This window comes from Ruicaihuangia caeni (assembly GCF_029952955.1).
Taxonomy (GTDB): Bacteria; Actinomycetota; Actinomycetes; order Actinomycetales; family Microbacteriaceae; genus Ruicaihuangia; species Ruicaihuangia caeni.
Genome location: NZ_JASATX010000001.1, coordinates 805066 through 822695, shown reverse-complemented (window position 1 = coordinate 822695; position 17630 = coordinate 805066). Strand labels below are relative to the sequence as shown.

Annotated in this window: 19 protein-coding genes; all 19 read right to left on the bottom strand. The window is 69.0% G+C overall.

Annotated elements, in window-relative coordinates; translation table 11 throughout:
- Positions 1-64: 64 nt before the first annotated feature.
- Positions 65-1048 (bottom strand): prolipoprotein diacylglyceryl transferase, encoded by a 984-nt coding sequence (lgt, locus tag QF206_RS03820; RefSeq protein WP_281487856.1) that lies wholly within the window; start codon positions 1046-1048, stop codon positions 65-67.
- A gap of 63 nt (positions 1049-1111) precedes the next feature.
- Positions 1112-1894, bottom strand: a complete 783-nt coding sequence (gene trpA, locus QF206_RS03815) for a tryptophan synthase subunit alpha (RefSeq protein WP_281487855.1) — start codon at positions 1892-1894, stop codon at positions 1112-1114.
- Positions 1891-3147 (bottom strand): tryptophan synthase subunit beta, encoded by a 1257-nt coding sequence (gene trpB, locus QF206_RS03810; protein WP_281487854.1) that lies wholly within the window; start codon positions 3145-3147, stop codon positions 1891-1893. The genes trpA and trpB overlap by 4 nt, the downstream gene beginning before the upstream one ends.
- On the bottom strand, positions 3147-3920 hold the full coding sequence (gene trpC, locus QF206_RS03805; protein ID WP_281487853.1) for an indole-3-glycerol phosphate synthase TrpC: 774 nt from the start codon (positions 3918-3920) through the stop codon (positions 3147-3149). Before trpC ends, trpB begins: the two co-directional genes overlap by 1 nt.
- Position 3921: 1 nt before the next feature.
- The gene (locus QF206_RS03800; protein ID WP_281487852.1) at positions 3922-4152 is read right to left on the bottom strand and encodes a DUF6704 family protein; all 231 of its coding nucleotides are present in this window, start codon (positions 4150-4152) and stop codon (positions 3922-3924) included.
- A 39-nt stretch (positions 4153-4191) separates the two neighbouring features.
- The gene (locus QF206_RS03795; protein WP_281487851.1) at positions 4192-4779 is read right to left on the bottom strand and encodes a Trp biosynthesis-associated membrane protein; all 588 of its coding nucleotides are present in this window, start codon (positions 4777-4779) and stop codon (positions 4192-4194) included.
- Positions 4780-4823: 44 nt separating this feature from the next.
- On the bottom strand, positions 4824-6347 hold the full coding sequence (locus tag QF206_RS03790) for an anthranilate synthase component I (RefSeq protein WP_281487850.1): 1524 nt from the start codon (positions 6345-6347) through the stop codon (positions 4824-4826).
- A gap of 2 nt (positions 6348-6349) precedes the next feature.
- Entirely contained in the window at positions 6350-6751 is a 402-nt protein-coding gene (gene hisI / locus QF206_RS03785) for a phosphoribosyl-AMP cyclohydrolase (protein ID WP_281487849.1), read from the bottom strand.
- Positions 6748-7509 carry an imidazole glycerol phosphate synthase subunit HisF gene (hisF, locus tag QF206_RS03780; protein ID WP_281488123.1) on the bottom strand — a complete coding sequence of 254 codons (762 nt, stop codon included), beginning with the start codon at positions 7507-7509 and terminating at the stop codon, positions 6748-6750. The genes hisI and hisF overlap by 4 nt, the downstream gene beginning before the upstream one ends.
- Before the next feature lie 74 nt (positions 7510-7583).
- Positions 7584-8423, bottom strand: a complete 840-nt coding sequence (gene hisG / locus QF206_RS03775) for an ATP phosphoribosyltransferase (protein WP_281487848.1) — start codon at positions 8421-8423, stop codon at positions 7584-7586.
- Between the two features lie 63 nt (positions 8424-8486).
- Entirely contained in the window at positions 8487-8750 is a 264-nt protein-coding gene (locus QF206_RS03770) for a phosphoribosyl-ATP diphosphatase (protein ID WP_281487847.1), read from the bottom strand.
- A gap of 177 nt (positions 8751-8927) precedes the next feature.
- Complete coding sequence (locus tag QF206_RS03765; RefSeq protein ID WP_281487846.1) at positions 8928-9296, bottom strand: FKBP-type peptidyl-prolyl cis-trans isomerase; 369 nt, start codon at positions 9294-9296, stop codon at positions 8928-8930.
- A 90-nt stretch (positions 9297-9386) separates the two neighbouring features.
- Positions 9387-10058, bottom strand: a complete 672-nt coding sequence (gene rpe / locus QF206_RS03760; RefSeq protein ID WP_281487845.1) for a ribulose-phosphate 3-epimerase — start codon at positions 10056-10058, stop codon at positions 9387-9389.
- Positions 10059-10111: 53 nt separating this feature from the next.
- Positions 10112-11455, bottom strand: a complete 1344-nt coding sequence (locus QF206_RS03755; protein WP_340309582.1) for an RsmB/NOP family class I SAM-dependent RNA methyltransferase — start codon at positions 11453-11455, stop codon at positions 10112-10114.
- A gap of 182 nt (positions 11456-11637) precedes the next feature.
- Positions 11638-12558, bottom strand: a complete 921-nt coding sequence (gene fmt / locus QF206_RS03750) for a methionyl-tRNA formyltransferase (RefSeq protein WP_281488121.1) — start codon at positions 12556-12558, stop codon at positions 11638-11640.
- A gap of 165 nt (positions 12559-12723) precedes the next feature.
- Entirely contained in the window at positions 12724-14817 is a 2094-nt protein-coding gene (locus QF206_RS03745; RefSeq protein ID WP_281487844.1) for a primosomal protein N' family DNA-binding protein, read from the bottom strand.
- Positions 14817-16010 (bottom strand): methionine adenosyltransferase, encoded by a 1194-nt coding sequence (gene metK / locus QF206_RS03740; RefSeq protein ID WP_281487843.1) that lies wholly within the window; start codon positions 16008-16010, stop codon positions 14817-14819. Before metK ends, QF206_RS03745 begins: the two co-directional genes overlap by 1 nt.
- 117 nt (positions 16011-16127) lie before the next feature.
- A complete protein-coding gene (gene coaBC, locus QF206_RS03735; RefSeq protein ID WP_281487842.1) occupies positions 16128-17333 on the bottom strand; it encodes a bifunctional phosphopantothenoylcysteine decarboxylase/phosphopantothenate--cysteine ligase CoaBC in 1206 nt (401 codons plus the stop codon).
- Between the two features lie 31 nt (positions 17334-17364).
- On the bottom strand, positions 17365-17619 hold the full coding sequence (rpoZ, locus tag QF206_RS03730) for a DNA-directed RNA polymerase subunit omega (RefSeq protein WP_281487841.1): 255 nt from the start codon (positions 17617-17619) through the stop codon (positions 17365-17367).
- Positions 17620-17630 lie beyond the last annotated feature (11 nt).

Below are 17630 nucleotides of genomic sequence, written 5' to 3'. Positions count from 1 at the left end.
AGCGTTCGCGTGGCGACGGATGCTGATGCGTGGCGCTCCGGTCATGACCGGAGCGGGCGGGGCGCTACGCCTTGGGTGCGGACCCGCCCGAAGCGGAGGAGTCGACCAGTTCGGCGGGTGCGGCATCCGCGGTCGCCGTGAAGTCTTCCTCGCTGTAGACGTCAGCGTTCGCCTCGGCTGAAGGAGGCAGCCACACGCGACCGGGCACGTAGGGGCCGGGCTCGAAGCCGGGGTGGCGGCGACCCTGCACCCACATGATGACGATGCCGAGCACGATGGCGGCGAAGGCGGCCCACACGTTGACCCGGATGCCGAGGATGACCTCACTGGGGTCGATGCGGATCGACTCGAACCATGCGCGACCGAGTCCGTACACGATCAGGTACAGACCGAGCACGCGGCCCCACTGCAGTCGGTACTTGCGCTCGAGGAAGAGGATCAGGGCGACTCCGGCGAGGTTCCAGAGCACCTCGTAGAGGAATGTGGGGTGGAACAGCGTGCCCGCCGGGAGTCCCACCGGAAAGGCGGGATTGGTCGACTCGATCTCGAGCCCCCAGGGGAGGTCGGTCGGCACGCCGAAGAGCTCGTGGTTGAACCAGTTGCCGAAGCGCCCGAACGCCTGCGCCAGCAGGATGCCGGGGGCCACCGCATCCGCGAAGGTCCAGAAGCGGATGCCGGTCATGCGGCAGCCGATCCAGGCGCCGATCGCACCGCCGATCAGCGAGCCGAAGATCGCGATGCCGCCCTCCCAGATGAAGAACGCAGACCACGGGTTCTGCCCGTTGAAGTAGTCGTCCGGGTGGGTGAGCACGTGGTACGCGCGCGCTCCGATGATGCCGAGCGGCACGGCGAAGAGCGCGATGTCGAGCACCACGCCGGGCTCCGCGCCGCGCTTGGTGAGGCGCCGGCTGGTCATCACCGTCGCGACGATGATGCCCGCGAGGATGCACAACGCGTAGGTGTGGATGTTGAACTGCAGCCCGAAGAGGTCGAAGCTGAATACCCGCCAAGCCTCATCCGGGCTCGGGATGCTCAGTGGTGCGATCACGCTTCGGTCGCCTTTCGGTCAGTTCGTGCGGGTGGCGGCCGAAACCGCTCGCAGGATTGGAGTCTACTTGCCGTCGGCCAGTGCTCGCGCCGTGCGGGCGAGGCCCGCTACACCGTCGTCGGCGAGCGACTTCACCAGCGCTGTGCCGACGATGGCGCCGTCGGCGTACTCGAGCACTTGGCTGACCTGGTCGGCGTTCGATACGCCGATTCCGACACACGTGCGCTCGGCCCCTGCGTCGCGAAGCCGCGAGACCAGTCCGCGAGCCGCAGCGTCGAGATCTTGACGGAGTCCGGTGATGCCCATCGTCGACACCGCGTAGACGAAGCCGCGCGTCGCTTGCGCGATCTCGCGCAGCCGCTCATCCGTCGACGTAGGGGCCGCCAGGAACACTCGGTCGAGGCCGGTGCGGTCGCTCGTGGCGATCCAGTCGGCGGCCGAGTCAGGCGTGATGTCGGGAGTGATCAGGCCGCAGCCGCCGGCATCCGCGAGAGCATCGGCGAAGCGATCCACGCCGAACTGCACAACCGGATTCCAGTAGGTCATGACCAGTACGGGCACGTCGACGCGTGACCGCACCGCCTCGACCGCGGTGAAGAGGTCACGAAGACGGAATCCGTTCGCAAGCGCCTTCTGCGTCGCCTGCTGAATCACGAGACCGTCCATGACCGGATCGGAGTACGGCACGCCGAGCTCGATCGCGTCGACCCCGTTCTCGGCAAGAGCCACAGCCGCGTCGATGCCCGTCTGGAGGTCCGGGAAGCCTGCGGGCAGATAGCCCACGAGCGAGCCCTCGCCGCGCGCGATGCGCTCGTCGAGCACCTCGCCCACTGATCGCGCTTTCACGCCTGCACCGCTCCTTCGTCGAAGAGGTCGAACCAGCGCCCGGCGGTCGCCACATCCTTGTCGCCGCGGCCGCTGAGGTTCACGAGAACGATGCCCTCGGGCCCGAGCTCGCGCGCCAGGTCGAGTGCGCCCGCGAGGGCGTGCGCCGATTCGATCGCGGGGATGATGCCCTCGGTACGGCTGAGCAGGCGGAGCGCGTCCATCGCCTGGGTGTCGGTGATCGGCCGGTACTCCGCCCGGTGGATGTCGGCGAGCCAGGAGTGCTCGGGGCCGACACCCGGGTAGTCGAGACCCGCGGAGATCGAGTGCGACTCCTGAGTCTGGCCGTCTTCGTCTTGTAGCAGATAGCTGCGCGCGCCGTGCAGGATGCCGGGCCGGCCCTTGCCGATCGCTGCCGCATGCCGGGGAGTGTCCACGCCATCGCCGGCCGCTTCGAACCCGTACAGCTTCACGCCGGCGTCGTCGAGGAACGCGTGGAAGATGCCGATCGCGTTCGAGCCGCCGCCGACGCAGGCTGCAACGGCATCCGGGAGTCGTCCGGTGCGATCGAGCACCTGCTGCCGCGCCTCCTCGCCGATGATCTTCTGGAAGTCGCGCACCATGACGGGGAATGGATGCGGGCCCGCCGCAGTGCCGAAGACGTAGTTCGTCGTCTCGACCGTCGTGACCCACTCGCGGTAGGCCTCATTGATCGCGTCTTTGAGGGTGCGGGAGCCGGTCTTGACCGACACGACCTCTGCGCCGAGCAGCCGCATCCGGGCCACATTGAGCGCCTGGCGCTGAGTGTCCACCTCGCCCATGTAGATGGTGCATTCCAGGCCGAACAGCGCGGCAGCGGTCGCGGTCGCGACACCGTGCTGCCCCGCGCCGGTCTCGGCGATGACGCGGGTCTTGCCGAGGCGCTTCGTGAGCAGGGCCTGGCCGAGCACATTGTTGATCTTGTGCGACCCGGTGTGGTTGAGGTCCTCGCGCTTGAGGATGATGCGCGCACCGCCGGCGTGCGCCGCGAAGCGCGGCACCTCCGTGATGATCGATGGCCGGCCCGTGTACTCGCGGTGCAGAGTTGCGAGCTCGTTCTGGAAGACCGGGTCGTTCTTGGCCTCTTCGTACGCTGCTGCGATCTCATCGACAGCGGCGATGAGCGCCTCGGGCATGTAGCGCCCGCCGTACTCGCCGAAGTAGGGGCCGCGCTGGTCGCGCAGGTGGGTCTCGTGCTGCTGGGTCTCGCGCTGTTGGGACTCGTGCTCTGCCATCAGACCGCCAGGAATTCTTGCAGTCGCGCGACCGGGTCTCCCCCGGTGACGAGTGCCTCGCCGACCAGCACTGCGTCAGCGCCGGCGGCCCGGTAGTGCGCTACATCGGATGCCGAGAGCACCGCCGACTCGGCAATCTTCACGACGCCGGCCGGGTACCTGTCGACCAAGCGACCGAAGAGGTCGCGGTCGAGCTCGAACGTGCTGAGGTTGCGGGCGTTGACGCCGACGAGCTTGGCCTCGAGTGCGAGGGCTCGGTCGAGCTCCTCCGCTGAGTGGGCCTCGACGAGCGCTGCCATGCCGAGGTCGGTGATGAGTCGGTACAGCGATCGCAGTGTCGCGTCATCGAGCGCAGCCACGATGAGCAGCACGATGTCGGCACCGGCGGCGCGTGCCTCGAGCACCTGGTACGGGTCGGCGATGAAGTCCTTGCGCAGCACGGGCACAGAGACGCGATCTCGCACTGACTCGAGGTCGCCGAGCGAGCCGCCGAACTTGCGGCCCTCGGTGAGCACGCTGATGGCGCTTGCGCCACCCCGCTCGTAGTCGGCCGCCAGCGCTGCCGGATCGGCGATGGTCGCGAGCGCACCCCGTGAGGGCGAGGCGCGCTTGACCTCGGCGATGATCTTCACCCGCTCGGCGGGCGCAAGAGCGGCGACGGCATCCAGTGCCGGAGTGCGTGCGAGGGCTGCGCGCTCGACCTCTTCGAGCGAGCGCACGCTGCGGCGGCCGGCGGCGTCTTCGACGGCACCGGCGACAAGCTCTGACAGCACTCTAGGAATGCACCTTCGGCTGGTACTTGTCGCCGTTCACGCCGTACCCGGCCTTCGCGAGCACCCAGCCCACGATCAAGCCGACCACGAGGAGCGCGGCGGAGGCCCACACGAGCCAGGACATGTCGAACCAGAAGGCGAACGTGCCGATGATGAAGGCGGCCAGCATGATCACCACGGCCGTCCAGGCGGCGGGTGAGTTGCCGTGGCCGGGGTCATTCGCTGCAGACACAGTGCTCCTTGGGTCGTCGTCTACGGGGGCCGCTTCAGTCTATCGCGCAGTCGGGTCGTCGCCGCCGCTGAGCGCGTCCCAGTCGCCGATGGCATCACGGGGAGGCTCCGCGCCGCCGTCACGCCGTGCTCTCGCGCCCTGGTCGTCGGCGCGTTCGAAGCGCTGGCCCGAGCGGGGCCACTTGCGTGCGGTGGCGAGCACGAACGCGCCGTGCAACACGCACAGGCCGCCACCGATGATGGCGATGACGGGCCAGGCGGTCCACGCGACGTCGCCCAGCAGCGCGGCGACCGATTCGGATCCGGTGACCCCGGTGAGCTTGGTTACGGCAGGCGCGGCCGTTGTCGCGGCGCTCGAGAGAGCGAACGCGGTCGATGCGACGACCGTGACTCCGATCAGCGCTTGCAGCACCGCCAGCACGACCCGGAACACGACCCCCGCAAGGGTCAGTGCGGCAGCAAGCGCGAGGGCGGCGAGCCCCAGCGCGGCGAGTGCGGGTGCGGCATCCGATCCGGTGAGCTCAACGGTCGCACCGGTGGTGAGGTCGACGTTCGCCCACGGCTGGGTCCATGCAAGCAGCAGCAGGCCCGCGATGGCGAGACCGCCGACGATCGCGATGAGCCTCATGCGTCTCGCCGTCGAAGGCGGCCGAGCGGGGGCACTGTCGCTCATCAGCGCACCCGGCGCATCGCGTTCGCGATGGCGACCGCACGGAGGGGCGCGGCGGCCTTGTTCTGAGTCTCGATGTGCTCGGTCAGCGGATCCGACTCGGCCACGAGTCCGGCGCCGGCCTGCACCCGCGCCACCCCGTCGGCGATCATCATGGTGCGGATGGCGATCGCCACATCCGCATCGCCCGCGAAGTCGAAGTATCCGACGACGCCTCCGTAGGGCCCGCGCTGCGCGACTTCGAGCTCATCGATGATCTGCAGCGCGCGCGGCTTCGGAGCGCCCGAGAGCGTGCCCGCGGGGAAGGTGGCGCGGAAGGCATCGATGGCGTTCTGGCCGTCGCGGAGGTCGCCTTCGACCGACGATACGAGGTGCATGATGTGGCTGAAGCGCTCTATCTGCATGAACTCGGTGACCTCGACCGTGCCGGCCTTGCAGACCTTCGACAGGTCGTTTCGAGCCAGGTCGACGAGCATAAGATGCTCGGCTCGCTCCTTCTCGTCGTGCAGCAGCTCCTCTGCGAGAGCGACGTCGTGCTCAGGCGTGTCGCCGCGCGGACGAGAGCCCGCGATCGGATGCGTGAACGCGCGTGACTCCACCACCTTCACGAGGGCCTCGGGCGACGAGCCCACGATCGAGTACGGGTCGCCGTCGACGGTTTCGAGCGCGAGCAGGTACATGTAGGGGCTCGGGTTCAGCACGCGCAGCACGCGATAGACATCGAGTGGATCGGCATGCGCCTCGTGGTCGAAGCGCTGCGAGATGACGACCTGGAACACGTCGCCGTCTCGGATGTGCTCCTTCGAGCGCACGACGGCCGCCTGGAAGTCCTCCGGCGAGATGCGCGGGTGCGGCGATGGCGACGCCGCCATATCGACCTCGCCGAGCCAGGTCTCGGTCGGCTTGGCCAGGCCCTGCTGCAGCCGGTCGAGGTCGGCCTGCGCGTCGGCCCACAGTCGCTCTTCGTCGTGGGTGCCGTCGCCGAGCACGCTCACGATGAGCAGCACGCTCCCGGTGCGGTGATCGAGCACGATGAGCTCCTTGACGAAGCTCATGGCCTGGTCGGGTGCGTCGAAGTCGGCCGGAGGCGCGTCGGGCAGCCGCTCGAGTTGACGGACCGCATTCCACCCGATGAAGCCGACGAGTCCGCCGGTGAGCGGCGGGTGGCCCGGCTCGCTGGGCGTCGCCCAGCGCTCGTGCAGCGCCGACAGTGCGTCGAGCGGCGCCGTGGGCGCGTCCGTGCCGAGCGCGCGTTCCGCCGCGAGCCCGTAGTCCATCCAGCGAGCAGTGCCATCGTGCTCGGTCAGCACACCGAAGCTCGAGACTCCGACGAAGCTGTAGCGAGACCAGATTCCGCCCTGCGCGGCCGATTCGAGCAGGAAGCTCCCCGGGCGATCCTGCCCGAGCTTGCGGTACACCCCCACCGGGGTCTCCCCGTCGGCGAAGAGCTCGCGGATCACTGGCACAACGCGGTGCCCCGCTTCGAGACGCCGCGCGAAGTCATCGCGTGTGGTGGTGCCGAGCACGGTCAGGCTCCTTCCCCGCCAAGTGCTGGCGTGAGTGGGTCGACGTCGAAGCAGGCGTGGGCGCCGGTGTGGCAGGCGGCGCCCACCTGGTGCACTCGCACGAGCAGCGTGTCGCCATCGCAGTCGAGCGCCGCGCCGCGCACGTACTGCGCGTGGCCCGAGGTGTCGCCCTTGCGCCAGTACTCCTGGCGGGAGCGGCTCCAGAAGGTGACGCGGCCCTCGGTGAGCGTGCGGCGCATCGCCTCGGCATCCATCCAGCCGAGCATGAGCACCTGCTCGGTGCCCTCTTCCTGGATGATGGCGGGCAGCAGGCCTCGTTCGTCGAAGCGGGCCCGAGCGACAGCGGCTTCGGCGTCAGGGCGAAGCTCGGCTCTTTGCTCGGCGTCGTGCGGTTGGCTGTTCATCGCACCGAGATCCCCTCGTCGCGCAGCGCCTGCTTCACCTGGCCGACGGTGAGCTCGGCATTGTGGAACACGGATGCTGCGAGCACCGCGTCGGCGCCGGCCTTCACGGCCGGAGCGAAGTGCTCGAGCCTGCCGGCGCCGCCTGAGGCGATCACCGGCACGCGGCTGAGCTCGCGCATGGCTGAGACGAGTTCGAGGTCGAATCCCTCTTTTGTGCCGTCGGCATCGATCGAGTTGACCAGCAGCTCGCCTGCGCCGCGTTCGATCGCCTCGCGCGCCCACGCGAGCGCGTCGAGGTCGGTCTCCCGGCGTCCGCCGTGCGTCGTCACCACGAATCCCGACTCGGTGCGCGGGCTGCGCTTCACATCGAGCGAGAGCACGAGCACCTGCGACCCGAACCTGTCGGCGATCTCGCTGAGCAGCTCGTGCCGGGCGATCGCGGCGCTGTTCACGCCGATCTTGTCTGCGCCACTCGCGAGCAGCCGGGCGACATCCTCAGTGCTGCGCACTCCCCCGCCGACCGTGAGCGGGATGAAGACTTGCTCGGCGGTGAGCCGAACCATGTCATAGGTGGTCGCGCGGTTCTCGACCGTCGCGGTGACGTCGAGGAAGGTGATCTCGTCGGCGCCCTGCTCGTAGTACTTGCGCGCGAGCTCGATCGGATCGCCGGCGTCGCGCAGGTTGAGGAAGTTGACGCCCTTCACGACCCGGCCGTCTGCGACATCCAGGCATGGAATGACCCGCGTCGCGACGTCCATCGAACGCTCGCTCGCAGGTGCCGGATTCGCCGAAGTCGTCTCCACGGGAACCTCCTCGATCGAAACCGTGCTCATCAGATTCTCGCGGCGTGGATCGGTGTCACGAGAATCGCCCTGGCACCGAGGTCATAGAGCTCATCCATCACCTGGTTCACGACCTTGCGAGGCACCATGGCGCGCACTGCGACCCACGCGGGGTCGCGCAACGGTGAAACGGTTGGCGACTTCAGGCCAGGGGTGATCGCTGAGGCCTGCTCGATGAGATCGGCGGGCAAGTCGTAGTCCATGAGCACGTACTGACTCGCGACCATCACGCCCTGCAGGCGCCGCTTGAGCGTCTCCAGGCCGTCGAGCTCTGGCTTCGAGCTGATCAGCACTGCCGCCGATTCGAGGATGACGGGACCGAAGATGTCGAGGCCCTGCTTGCGCAGAGTGGTGCCGGTCGAGACCACATCGGCGACAGCATCCGCCACACCCAGGCGCACGGCCGATTCGACCGCGCCATCGAGCTTCACGAGGTGCGCCTTGACACCGTGGCGCTCGAGGAAGGCTCCGACGAGGCCGACGTAGCTGGTGGCGACCCGCACGCCCTCGAGGTCTTCGAGACGGTGGAAGTGCCCGGCCGGGCCGGCGAACCGGAACGTCGACTCGCCGAAGTCGAGCTCTGCCGCCTCGAGCGCTTCGGAGCCGGAGTCGAGCAGCAGGTCGCGGCCGGTGATGCCGACGTCGAGTGCCTGCGAACCGACGTAGGTGGCGATGTCGCGGGGGCGAAGGTAGAAGAACTCCACGTCGTTGCGTGGGTCGGAGACGATGAGCTCCTTGGGGTCGCGGCGGGTGGCGTACCCCGCCTCGTGCAGCATCTGCACAGCGGTGTCTGAGAGCGACCCCTTGTTGGGCACGGCTATGCGCAACATGTCACGTTCATTTCTCGCCGCTCACTTGCGGCGCTGGTGTGGCTGACGGATGACGGAGCGTGATCACAGATGTCGATACACGTCATCGAGCGTCAGGCCCTTCGCGAGCATGAGCACCTGGAGGTGGTACAACAGCTGCGAGATCTCTTCGGCGGTCTCGTCGTTGCTCTGGTACTCCGCCGCCATCCAGACCTCGGCGGCCTCCTCGACGATCTTCTTGCCGATGGCGTGCACGCCCGCATCGAGCTGAGCCACTGTGCCGGAACCGGCCGGCCTGGTCTCAGCCTTCTCGCGCAGCTCGCCGAAGAGGTCGTCGAAGGTCTTCACAGCAGTCAAGGCTAGCGGAGCGCGACTGCGCGCCGGTTCGGTGGGCCGCGGCTCACGCTCGAGCGGTCGCCTCAAGCATGACGCACCGACGTCGCCGGCCTGGGTTCGACGCGGTGGCGCTGGGAGAGCCCCCGCCACCGCGTCTAGCCCCGGCCGCGACCTAACGCTCGAAGCGCGTCAGCTGACGCCGAGGAGGTCGATCACGAAGACGAGGGTGCGCCCCGAGAGGCGGTGTCCGCCGCCGGCGGGGCCGTAGGCCATGGCGGGCGGGCAGACGAGCTGGCGGCGGCCGCCGACACGCATGCCGGGAATGCCCTCCTGCCAGCCCTTGATGAGGCCTTGCAGCGGGAAGGTGATCGACTCGCCGCGGTTCCAGCTCGAGTCGAACTCCTCGCCGGTCTCGAAGTCGACGCCGACGTAGTGCACCTCGACGCGAGCGCCGGGGGTCGCCTCTGGGCCGTCGCCGACCTCGAGGTCGGTGATCACGAGCTCGTCGGGCGCGTCGCCCTCGATGAAGTCGATCTCGGGCTTGGTCTTGTCTGCCATGGTTCCGTCCATTCGGTTGTGGTGGGCAGGGTCTGTCAACTGCTGGCTCTGTGCGTCGTATTCGACGGAACACCGATCGGATGCCGCTGGTCAGCGGTGCGCGTGCGCGTGCGCCTCCGCGGCAGCCCGCAACGCCGCGATGTTCTCGGTCGGGTCGCCGCTGTTGTAGACGCTCGAGCCCGCGACGAAGGTGTCGGCCCCGGCATCCGCGGCGACCGTGATGGTGTCGGCCGTGATGCCGCCATCGACCTGCAGCCACACCGCGAGTTGCTCGCGCTCGACGACTTCGCGCGCGCGGCGCAGCTTCGGCATCATGTCGGCCATGAATGCCTGGCCGCCGAAACCGGGCTCCACGGTCATGATGAGTAGCTGGTCGAGCTCGGGGAGCAGCTCGAGATAGGGCTCGACATCGGTGCCGGGCTTCAAGGCGATGCCGGCACGCGCGCCGATCTCGCGGAGGCGCCGGGCGAGCTTCACCGGGTCTTCAGCGGCCTCGGCGTGGAAGGTGACGGAGGCTGCGCCGAGCTCGGCGTAACCGGGCGCCCAGCGGTCGGCATCCGTGATCATCAGGTGCACGTCGAGCGGAATCGGCGACACGTCTTGGATACGCTGCACCATCTGCGGGCCGAAGGTCAGATTCGGCACGAAGTGGTTGTCCATCACATCGACGTGCACGAGGTCTGCCGTGGCGACCCGGTCGAGCTCGGTCTGCATGTTCACGAAGTCGGCCGACAGAATGCTCGGGTTGATGCGCACGGTCACCTGCCCACCTTAGCCAGGCCGTGCACCGGTGCTCGATTCCGTCGGCTGCGACCTCAGCCGGCCGACTTGGTGAGCAGTTGGATGAACATGGCGTCGGTGCCGTGACGATGCGGCCAGAGCTGCACATGCGAGCCTTCGCCCTCGTTCGATCCGACTGGGAGATCGAGCGGATGCCGCGCTATCCCGTCGAGCACGGCTCGAGTGTCGAGCCTCTGCACCTTGCCACCGGCGCGGCGCACGGCGTCATCGACGATGAACCGCGTCTCGGCGAGGTGCGGGGAGCAGGTCACATAGGCGAGCACTCCCCCGGGCTTCAGCGCGGTGATGGCACCGTCGAGGAGCCGCGACTGCAGCGCGGTGAGCGCGGGAACATCGCGAGGCTGCTTGCGCCAGCGCGCTTCGGGCCGCCGGCGGAGCGCGCCGAGTCCGGTGCACGGTGCATCGAGCATGATGCGGTCGAAGGCGTCTGGCATCTCGGCGGCGAGCTCGGCGCCGTCGCGCTCGAGCACCGGGGGTGCCGGGTCGAACGGTGCGAGTGCGGTGCGCACCAGGCCGGCACGGGCGGGCACCAGTTCGTTTGCGGTCAGCGTGGCACCGCCCAGTGCTGCTTCGGCAGCCAGCAGCGCCGCCTTGCCGCCGGGGCCCGCGCAGAGGTCGAGCCAGTGCTCACCGGGCTGCACCGGCCGGGCGCGGCTGAGCGCCAGGGCAGCGAGTTGCGAGCCCTCATCCTGCACGCGCGCGGTGCCGTGCCGGACCGCGGCTAGCCGCGCTGGGTCACCCGCCGGTGCGGCGGCTCCGACCGGCGAGTAGGTAGCAGCGGCGAGCGGCTGCTCGACTGCGTCGTCGTCGTGCGGAAGACCGGGAAGCAGCGCAAGGCTCACGCGCGGCGCGGCGTTGTCAGCGTTGAGAAGCGCCTCGAGCTCGTCGACGCGTTCCTCGGCCGCGAGCGCCTGTCGAAGCGCTCGCACGACCCAGGCAGGGTGCGAGTGCTCGATCGCCAGTCGCTCGTCGGGGTCGGTGACACCCTTGAGCAGTTCGGCACGCCAGCCCGCGGCGTCGAGGGAGGTGATGCGGCGAAGCACTGCGTTGGCGAAGCCTCCTGCTCCTCCACCGGCGTTCGCTCGAGCGAGGGAAACACCCTGGTCGACTGCGGCGTGGGCTCCGACTCGCATGCCGAGCAGTTGGTGCGCGCTCAGGCGAAGCGCGTCGAGCACCGGGGCGTCGATCTTCTCGACAGGGCGTCCGGATGCCGCGGCGATCACCGCGTCGTAGAAGCCGAGGCCGCGCAGTGTGCCGTACGTGAGCTCGGTGGCGAACGCCGCGTCGTTGGGAGCGAGGCCGGAACGCGCGAGGCGAGGCGGCAGGAGCAGGTTGGCGTAGGCATCCGAATCGGTCACAGCGCGGATCACCTCATAGGCGATGCGCCGGGACGGCTCGACCCGCCGCTGCTGCTCGGCCGATGCTCCGCGGGGCCGAGGGCCTCCCGAGCGGTCCCGTTGGGGGCCGCCTCTGCGAGTACCACCGTTCGATCGCTCCTGGCCGCTGCTGCGCCTCCGATCGCGGTGTCCGCCCGATGCGTTCACTGTGCCTGCTCCGGCCGGTGACCGCGCCACCAGTCGGCGGCGCGCATGGGCTTCCGGCCCGCCGGCTGCACCTCGAGCAGTTCGATCGGCGTCGTGCCGGTGCCGGCCAGCAGTGCGCCGTCGTGAAGGCGGAGCGCGCCCGGTGCAAGGTCAGGCATCCGATCGTCCGCAACGTGCAGTGCCGCACGCAGCACCTTGAGCCGGGCGCCGTCGACTTCGGTGAACGCTCCCGGTTCGGGCGTCACTCCGCGCACCCGGTTGTGGATCGAGCGCGCGTCGAGCTGCCAGTCGATGCGCGCGTGGCGCTCGGTCGGCTTGGGCGCGAGGGTGACATCTCCCTGCTGCGGAAGGGCCCTCGCCTCGCCGCGCGCGATGGCATCGACCACTTCCGCCAGCAGGCGCGCTCCGGAGTGCGAGAGCCGCTCGAGCAGTTCGCCGGCGGTGTCTGCGCTGCCGATCGGCTCGGTGAGGTGTCCGTACACGTCGCCGGCGTCGAGCTCCTCGACCAGTTGGAAGACGCAGGCTCCAGTGATGTCGTCGCCCGCCATGATCGCGTGCTGAACCGGCGCGGCCCCTCGCCAGCGCGGCAGCAGTGAGAAGTGCAGGTTGATCCAGCCGAGGCGCGGGACGCTGAGCAGCGGTTCTCGCACGAGTGCGCCGTACGCGACGATCACGCCGAGGTCGGGTCGCAGTGCAGCGATGCGCTCCCCCGCCTCGTCGTCGAGGCGGTTCGCCTTCAGCGTCGGGATGCCGAGCTCATCCGCACGCGCACCGACGGGTGTCGGAGTGATGACGCGCTTGCGACCGAGCGGCGAGTCGTGGCGGGTGATGACGCTCTGCACCGTGTGGGGACTTGCCGAGATCGCGTCGAGCGACGGCACGGCGACAGCCGGGCTGCCGGCAAAGACGATTCTCAACGGATCCACCGTTCGATTCTCCCCGACCTTCGGCGTGCCCGGGAACTGCACGCGAATGGCGGCGCTTGCAGCCGGTCTTGACCGCTGGGGCACAGTCGAACGCCTTCGCCCGTCGCGAGATCGACGGGCGCGGCGCTGACGGTGGTGCTGGCAGCGGCGCGACCACTATTCGGTGAAGGGATCCGGGTCGTCGAACCGTACGCGCAGCAACGGCGTCTGCGAGCGATTCCTCGGCTGCCCGGGAACGGGCTTGCGTTTCGCTGTCGCTGCCCGGATGACGGAGGCCTTCAGCGACTGCGCGACTCTCGCACCGGCGCCGTAGTCGAAGCGCACGATGGCCCGTGTGACCCCTGGCTCAGTCACGACTGGACCGAGCACATCGAGGCCGCGCACGTCGGAGCGCGGTTCGGGCCGTGCGCCGTCGCCATGCGGTTCGGAGCCCGCCACGTCGCGCTCGAGCTCCGTGATCGCGCGCTCGACCACATCGCTCCGGCCAGTCAGTGTCGCGACGCGCACTGCGGGCGGAAACCGAAGCCGACGACGGTCGCCCAGTTCACGTTCGGCATGGCGATCGAATCGCCATAGTGCGAAGTCTGTGGCGATGTCACCGTCGACGCCGACGAGCATCACGGGAGCACCGTCAGCGGCGAGGGATGCCGCATGGCTCCACCATCGGAGGCAGTCCTCAGCCACGCGAAGGCTCTCGCGGGCGAGCATCGAGGCCCCGTCGAGCAGTAGCACCGCGCGGTAGCCGCCGTCAGCGATCGGCTCGGCTCCGCGCGTGGCGACCACGAGCGCGGGTTTCCCGCCGACGCGCTGCAACGGACGTTCGCCGTCGGCGACTCGCACAAGCGCACCCGGAAAGGCGCGGCCGAGGTCATCGGCCGTGCTCACACTGCCCGAACCCGCACGTCGCATTCGAGCGCCATCGCAATGCGGGCATCGCCAAGCGGCAGCGAGGGCCCCGCACCAGCGGCACACCGGGGGCGACGACGCCGAACGCTGCACGAAGGGGCCGTCGCAGCGCTGGCAATGGGCAGTGCGTGCGCAATCAGCGCAGACGAGTCGCGGCGCGAATCCCGGCTGTGCGACTTGCACGAGCACCGGTCCCTCCTTGACAGCGGCAGCAGCGGCCTGCCACGCCGTCGAGGGAATGCGGGCCGTGTCGGCGATTCGATCGCCGCTGCGCTGCAGCGCGGTCAGCACGATGCGTGGTGCGTGTTGCGGTGCTGCCGTCTTCGGCTGCACCCAGCCGATCTCGACGAGTCGCTGCACATCGGTGGTGCGCGTATGCCCGGCGAAGATGAGCGCGCAGTCCTGAAGCTGCTGCCGGATCAGCGCGACATCGCGCGCGTGCACGGCCGGAGTGTGCGGTTCTGCGAAGAGCGGGTCGCCGTCGTTCCACATCGCGATCAACCCAAGATTCGCTGCCGGTGCATAGAGGGCGACGCGGGTTCCCACGATCACGAACGCTTCGTCGTCGGGAGACGCCGTCTCGAGGCATCGGAGGTGTGCGCGATAGCGCTCCGTTCCGGTTTGCCGGGCGTCGGCGCGCACGACTCGGTCGGCCGGAAGACGGTCGAGCAGGGCGGTTTCGAGCGCGGCCTGATCGCGATAGTCGGGCACTGCGATGATGGCGGTGCGTCCGGCTGCGATCGTGGCCGTCGCCGCGTCGGCGAGCATCGCAGCCCAGCGCGGCACCCAAGTGCCGTCACCGGTCTGCTGCACTCCCGCAGGTGCCGCTATGGCGACGCGCGAGCGCTCCTCGACAACAGCCGCGAGTCCCGCGTCGAGCGCGCCGGAGGACGCCTCGGCATCCGTGTTCCGATCGGATGCCGGCTCGGGCGCTCCGCTCACTGAAGGAGCACGCTCCCCGCCTCGACGCTCCAACCACGTGCGCTCGGCTCGCACATACCGACGCGGCACAGCCAGCCGCAGCACATCGGAGGCAGTGCCGGCCGCGCGGTCGGCCACCCTGCGCGCGAGCTCCCAAATCTCCGGCGCCAGCGCCGGCACGGGTGACACGACATCGTCGAGTTCGCTCAGCACGCCGTCGTAGTCGACGGCATCCGTCAATTCGATGAGGTAGCCGTCAGCGATCCGACCGGCGCTGCGGAGCGGTACTCGGACCCGCACCCCCGGCCGTGCTTGGCCGACGAGCGTCTCGGGCACTTCGTAGTCGAAGAGCCGGTCGAGTTGCGGCAGAGGCGAGTCGAGCACGACCCGAGCGATCGTGCGGCCACCCTCGACGGGGGTCATCAGAGGCCCGCGGCGCGGCGCAACTCCTCGACCCGGTCAGTGCGCTCCCACGTGAACTCGGGCAATTCGCGGCCGAAGTGGCCGTAGGCGGCGGTCTTGGCGTAGATGGGACGCAGCAGATCGAGTGCCTTGATGATCGCGGCTGGGCGCAGGTCGAACACCTCGGTGATCGCGCGGGTGATCACCTCGTCTGAGACATGGCCGGTGCCGAACGTCTCGACGTAGAGTCCGACCGGCCGGGCCTTGCCGATCGCATAGGCGACTTGCAGTTCGAGCCGGTCGGCGAAACCAGCGGCGACGGCGTTCTTCGCGACCCAGCGCATCGCATAGGCGGCTGAGCGGTCGACTTTCGAAGGGTCTTTGCCGCTGAACGCACCGCCACCGTGGCGGCTCGCGCCGCCGTAGGTGTCGACGATGATCTTGCGACCGGTGAGTCCGGCGTCGCCCTTCGGGCCGCCGATCTCGAACCGACCAGTCGGGTTGACCAGCACCCGCACATGAGAGATGTCGAGCGACAACGTCTCGAGCACCGGGCGCACCACAACGGCCTCCACGCGCTCGCGCAGCTCGTCCGTTGAGATGTCGTGGTCGTGCTGCGTGGAGACGACGACCGTCTCCACGGTGCGGGGCACCGTGCCCTCGTACCCGATGGTCACCTGCGTCTTGCCGTCGGGACGCAGGAACCGGAGCTCACCCGACTTGCGCACGTGAGCCAGCCGCTCGGCCAGCCGGTGCGCCAGCCAGATCGGCAGGGGCATCAACTCTGGAGTCTCGTTCGTCGCGTAGCCGAACATGATGCCCTGATCGCCGGCGCCCTGCAGATCGAGCGCGTCGGTGCTCGACTCCTCACGCGCCTCGAACGCGTGGTCGACGCCTTCGGCTATATCGTGCGATTGCTCGCCGATCGACACGGTGACGCCGCACGACCTGCCGTCGAACCAGACGTCGGAACTCGTGTAGCCGATGTCGGTGATGGTCTTCCGAACGATCGCCGGGATGTCGACGTAGGTATCGGTGGTCACTTCACCCGCGACATGCACCAGGCCCGTGGTCACGAGAGTCTCGACCGCGACCCGAGCGGAGGGATCCTTCTCCAGGAGCGCATCGAGGATCGCATCGGACACCTGGTCGCAGATCTTGTCGGGATGACCCTCGGTGACGGATTCCGAGGTGAAGAGGCGCAGGGCGGTCATTGATGATTCCCGATCGTCAAGGGCGTGAAGGTGGGGTCAGCGTGGCTCTCCGTTGCTGCTCGATCCGCTCGTCGCGGGTGCCAGAAGGGGCGCCCGATGCTGCGGCTGCGCGCCGGTTCAGCCGATTGCGTCGAGGATACGGTCGGCCACCGACATCTTGCTCCCCGAGGCCTCGGCAACTATATCGCCGCCCCGATCGAGCACGATGATCTCGTTGTCATGCGACGCAAAGCCGCGGTCCCACCCGACGACGTTGACGACGAGGAAGTCGCAGCCCTTGGCGTCGAGCTTCTTCCTCGCGAGCGCAAGGAGCGCGTCTCGATCCGGCTCGGTCTCGGCGGCGAAGCCGACGACTAGCCTGCCCTCGGCGCGCTTCTCAGCGAGCTCCTTGAGGATGTCGGGGTTGCGCACCAGGCGGAGCGAGAGCTCGTCTCCCTGCTCATCCTTCTTGATCTTGCCCTCGCTGATCGCTGCCGGCCGGTAGTCGGCGACCGCAGCGGCCATGATGACGACATCCGCCTCTGCAGCGAGTGCGACTGCCGCTTCGCGGAGCTCAGCCGCGGTCGAGACGGGAACGAGCTCGACCTCGGAGGGCGCGGCGGTCTCGAGGTTCGCCGCGATGAGGGTCACCGTGGCACCACGCCTGGCTGCGGCACGGGCGATCGCGACTCCCTGCCGTCCGCTCGAGCGGTTGCCGAGGTAGCGCACGGGGTCGAGCGGCTCTCGCGTGCCACCGGCGGTGACCACGATGCGACGACCGTGCAGGTCGCCCTGCTCGACCGCTGCAAGGGCCGCCGCGACGATCTCGTCCGGCTCGCTCATGCGACCGGGGCCGGTGTCGGCGCCGGTCAGTCGGCCGCTCGCTGGCCCCACGATGACGGCGCCGCGTTCGATCAGTGCTGCGATGTTCTTCTGCGTCGCCGGATGCTGCCACATCTCGGTGTGCATGGCGGGCGCAATGACGAGGGGCGCGGTGCTCGCGAGCACCGTGTTGCCGAGCAGGTCGTCCGCGAGCCCGTTCGCGAGCTTGGCGATGGAGTTTGCGGTCGCCGGCGCGATGACGATGAGGTCGGCGCGCTGTCCGAGGGCGACGTGCCGCACCTCGTCGACTCCCTCGTACAGGTCTGCGGTCACGGGGTTGCGACTGATCGCCTCGAGCGTCGGCAACCCGATGAACTCGAGGGCGGATGCCGTCGGCACGACGTGCACGTCATGCCCGGCCAGCACCAGCGAACGCACCACCTGCACGGCCTTGTAGGCCGCGATCCCCCCGGTGATCCCGACGACGACGCGAAGCGCGCGTCGATCAGTGCTGCTCGTCACGCGACCTCCCCCGCCCGCGCCGGTGGATGACTCAGACGACGGGCTTGAGGACCAGCTTGTCCTCATTGATCTCGTGAAGCGCCACCGAGAGCGGCTTGTCGTCGATCGTCGAGTCGACGAGCGGGCCGACGTTGTCGAAGAGCGAGCCTTCGTGCAGGTCGGCGTAGTAGTCGTTGATCTGGCGCGCGCGCTTCGCGGCGAAGATCACGAGCTGGTACTTCGAGTCGACGCGCGAGAGCAGTTCGTCGATCGGCGGGTCGATGATTCCGGTCTGTCGGTCAGCCAACGGGGTACTCC

Bases quoted from the DNA above. Each gene is read 5' to 3' on its own strand.
- trpB (WP_281487854.1), bottom strand. From the start codon at position 3,147: ATGGCAGAGCACGAGTCCCAACAGCGCGAGACCCAGCAGCACGAGACC.
- hisF (WP_281488123.1), bottom strand. From the start codon at position 7,509: ATGGACGTCGCGACGCGGGTCATTCCATGCCTGGATGTCGCAGACGGC.
- metK (WP_281487843.1), bottom strand. From the start codon at position 16,010: ATGACCGCCCTGCGCCTCTTCACCTCGGAATCCGTCACCGAGGGTCAT.
- QF206_RS03795 (WP_281487851.1), bottom strand. From the start codon at position 4,779: ATGAGGCTCATCGCGATCGTCGGCGGTCTCGCCATCGCGGGCCTGCTG.
- QF206_RS03765 (WP_281487846.1), bottom strand. From the start codon at position 9,296: ATGGCAGACAAGACCAAGCCCGAGATCGACTTCATCGAGGGCGACGCG.
- QF206_RS03745 (WP_281487844.1), bottom strand. From the start codon at position 14,817: ATGACCCCCGTCGAGGGTGGCCGCACGATCGCTCGGGTCGTGCTCGAC.
- hisI (WP_281487849.1), bottom strand. From the start codon at position 6,751: ATGAACAGCCAACCGCACGACGCCGAGCAAAGAGCCGAGCTTCGCCCT.
- hisG (WP_281487848.1), bottom strand. From the start codon at position 8,423: ATGTTGCGCATAGCCGTGCCCAACAAGGGGTCGCTCTCAGACACCGCT.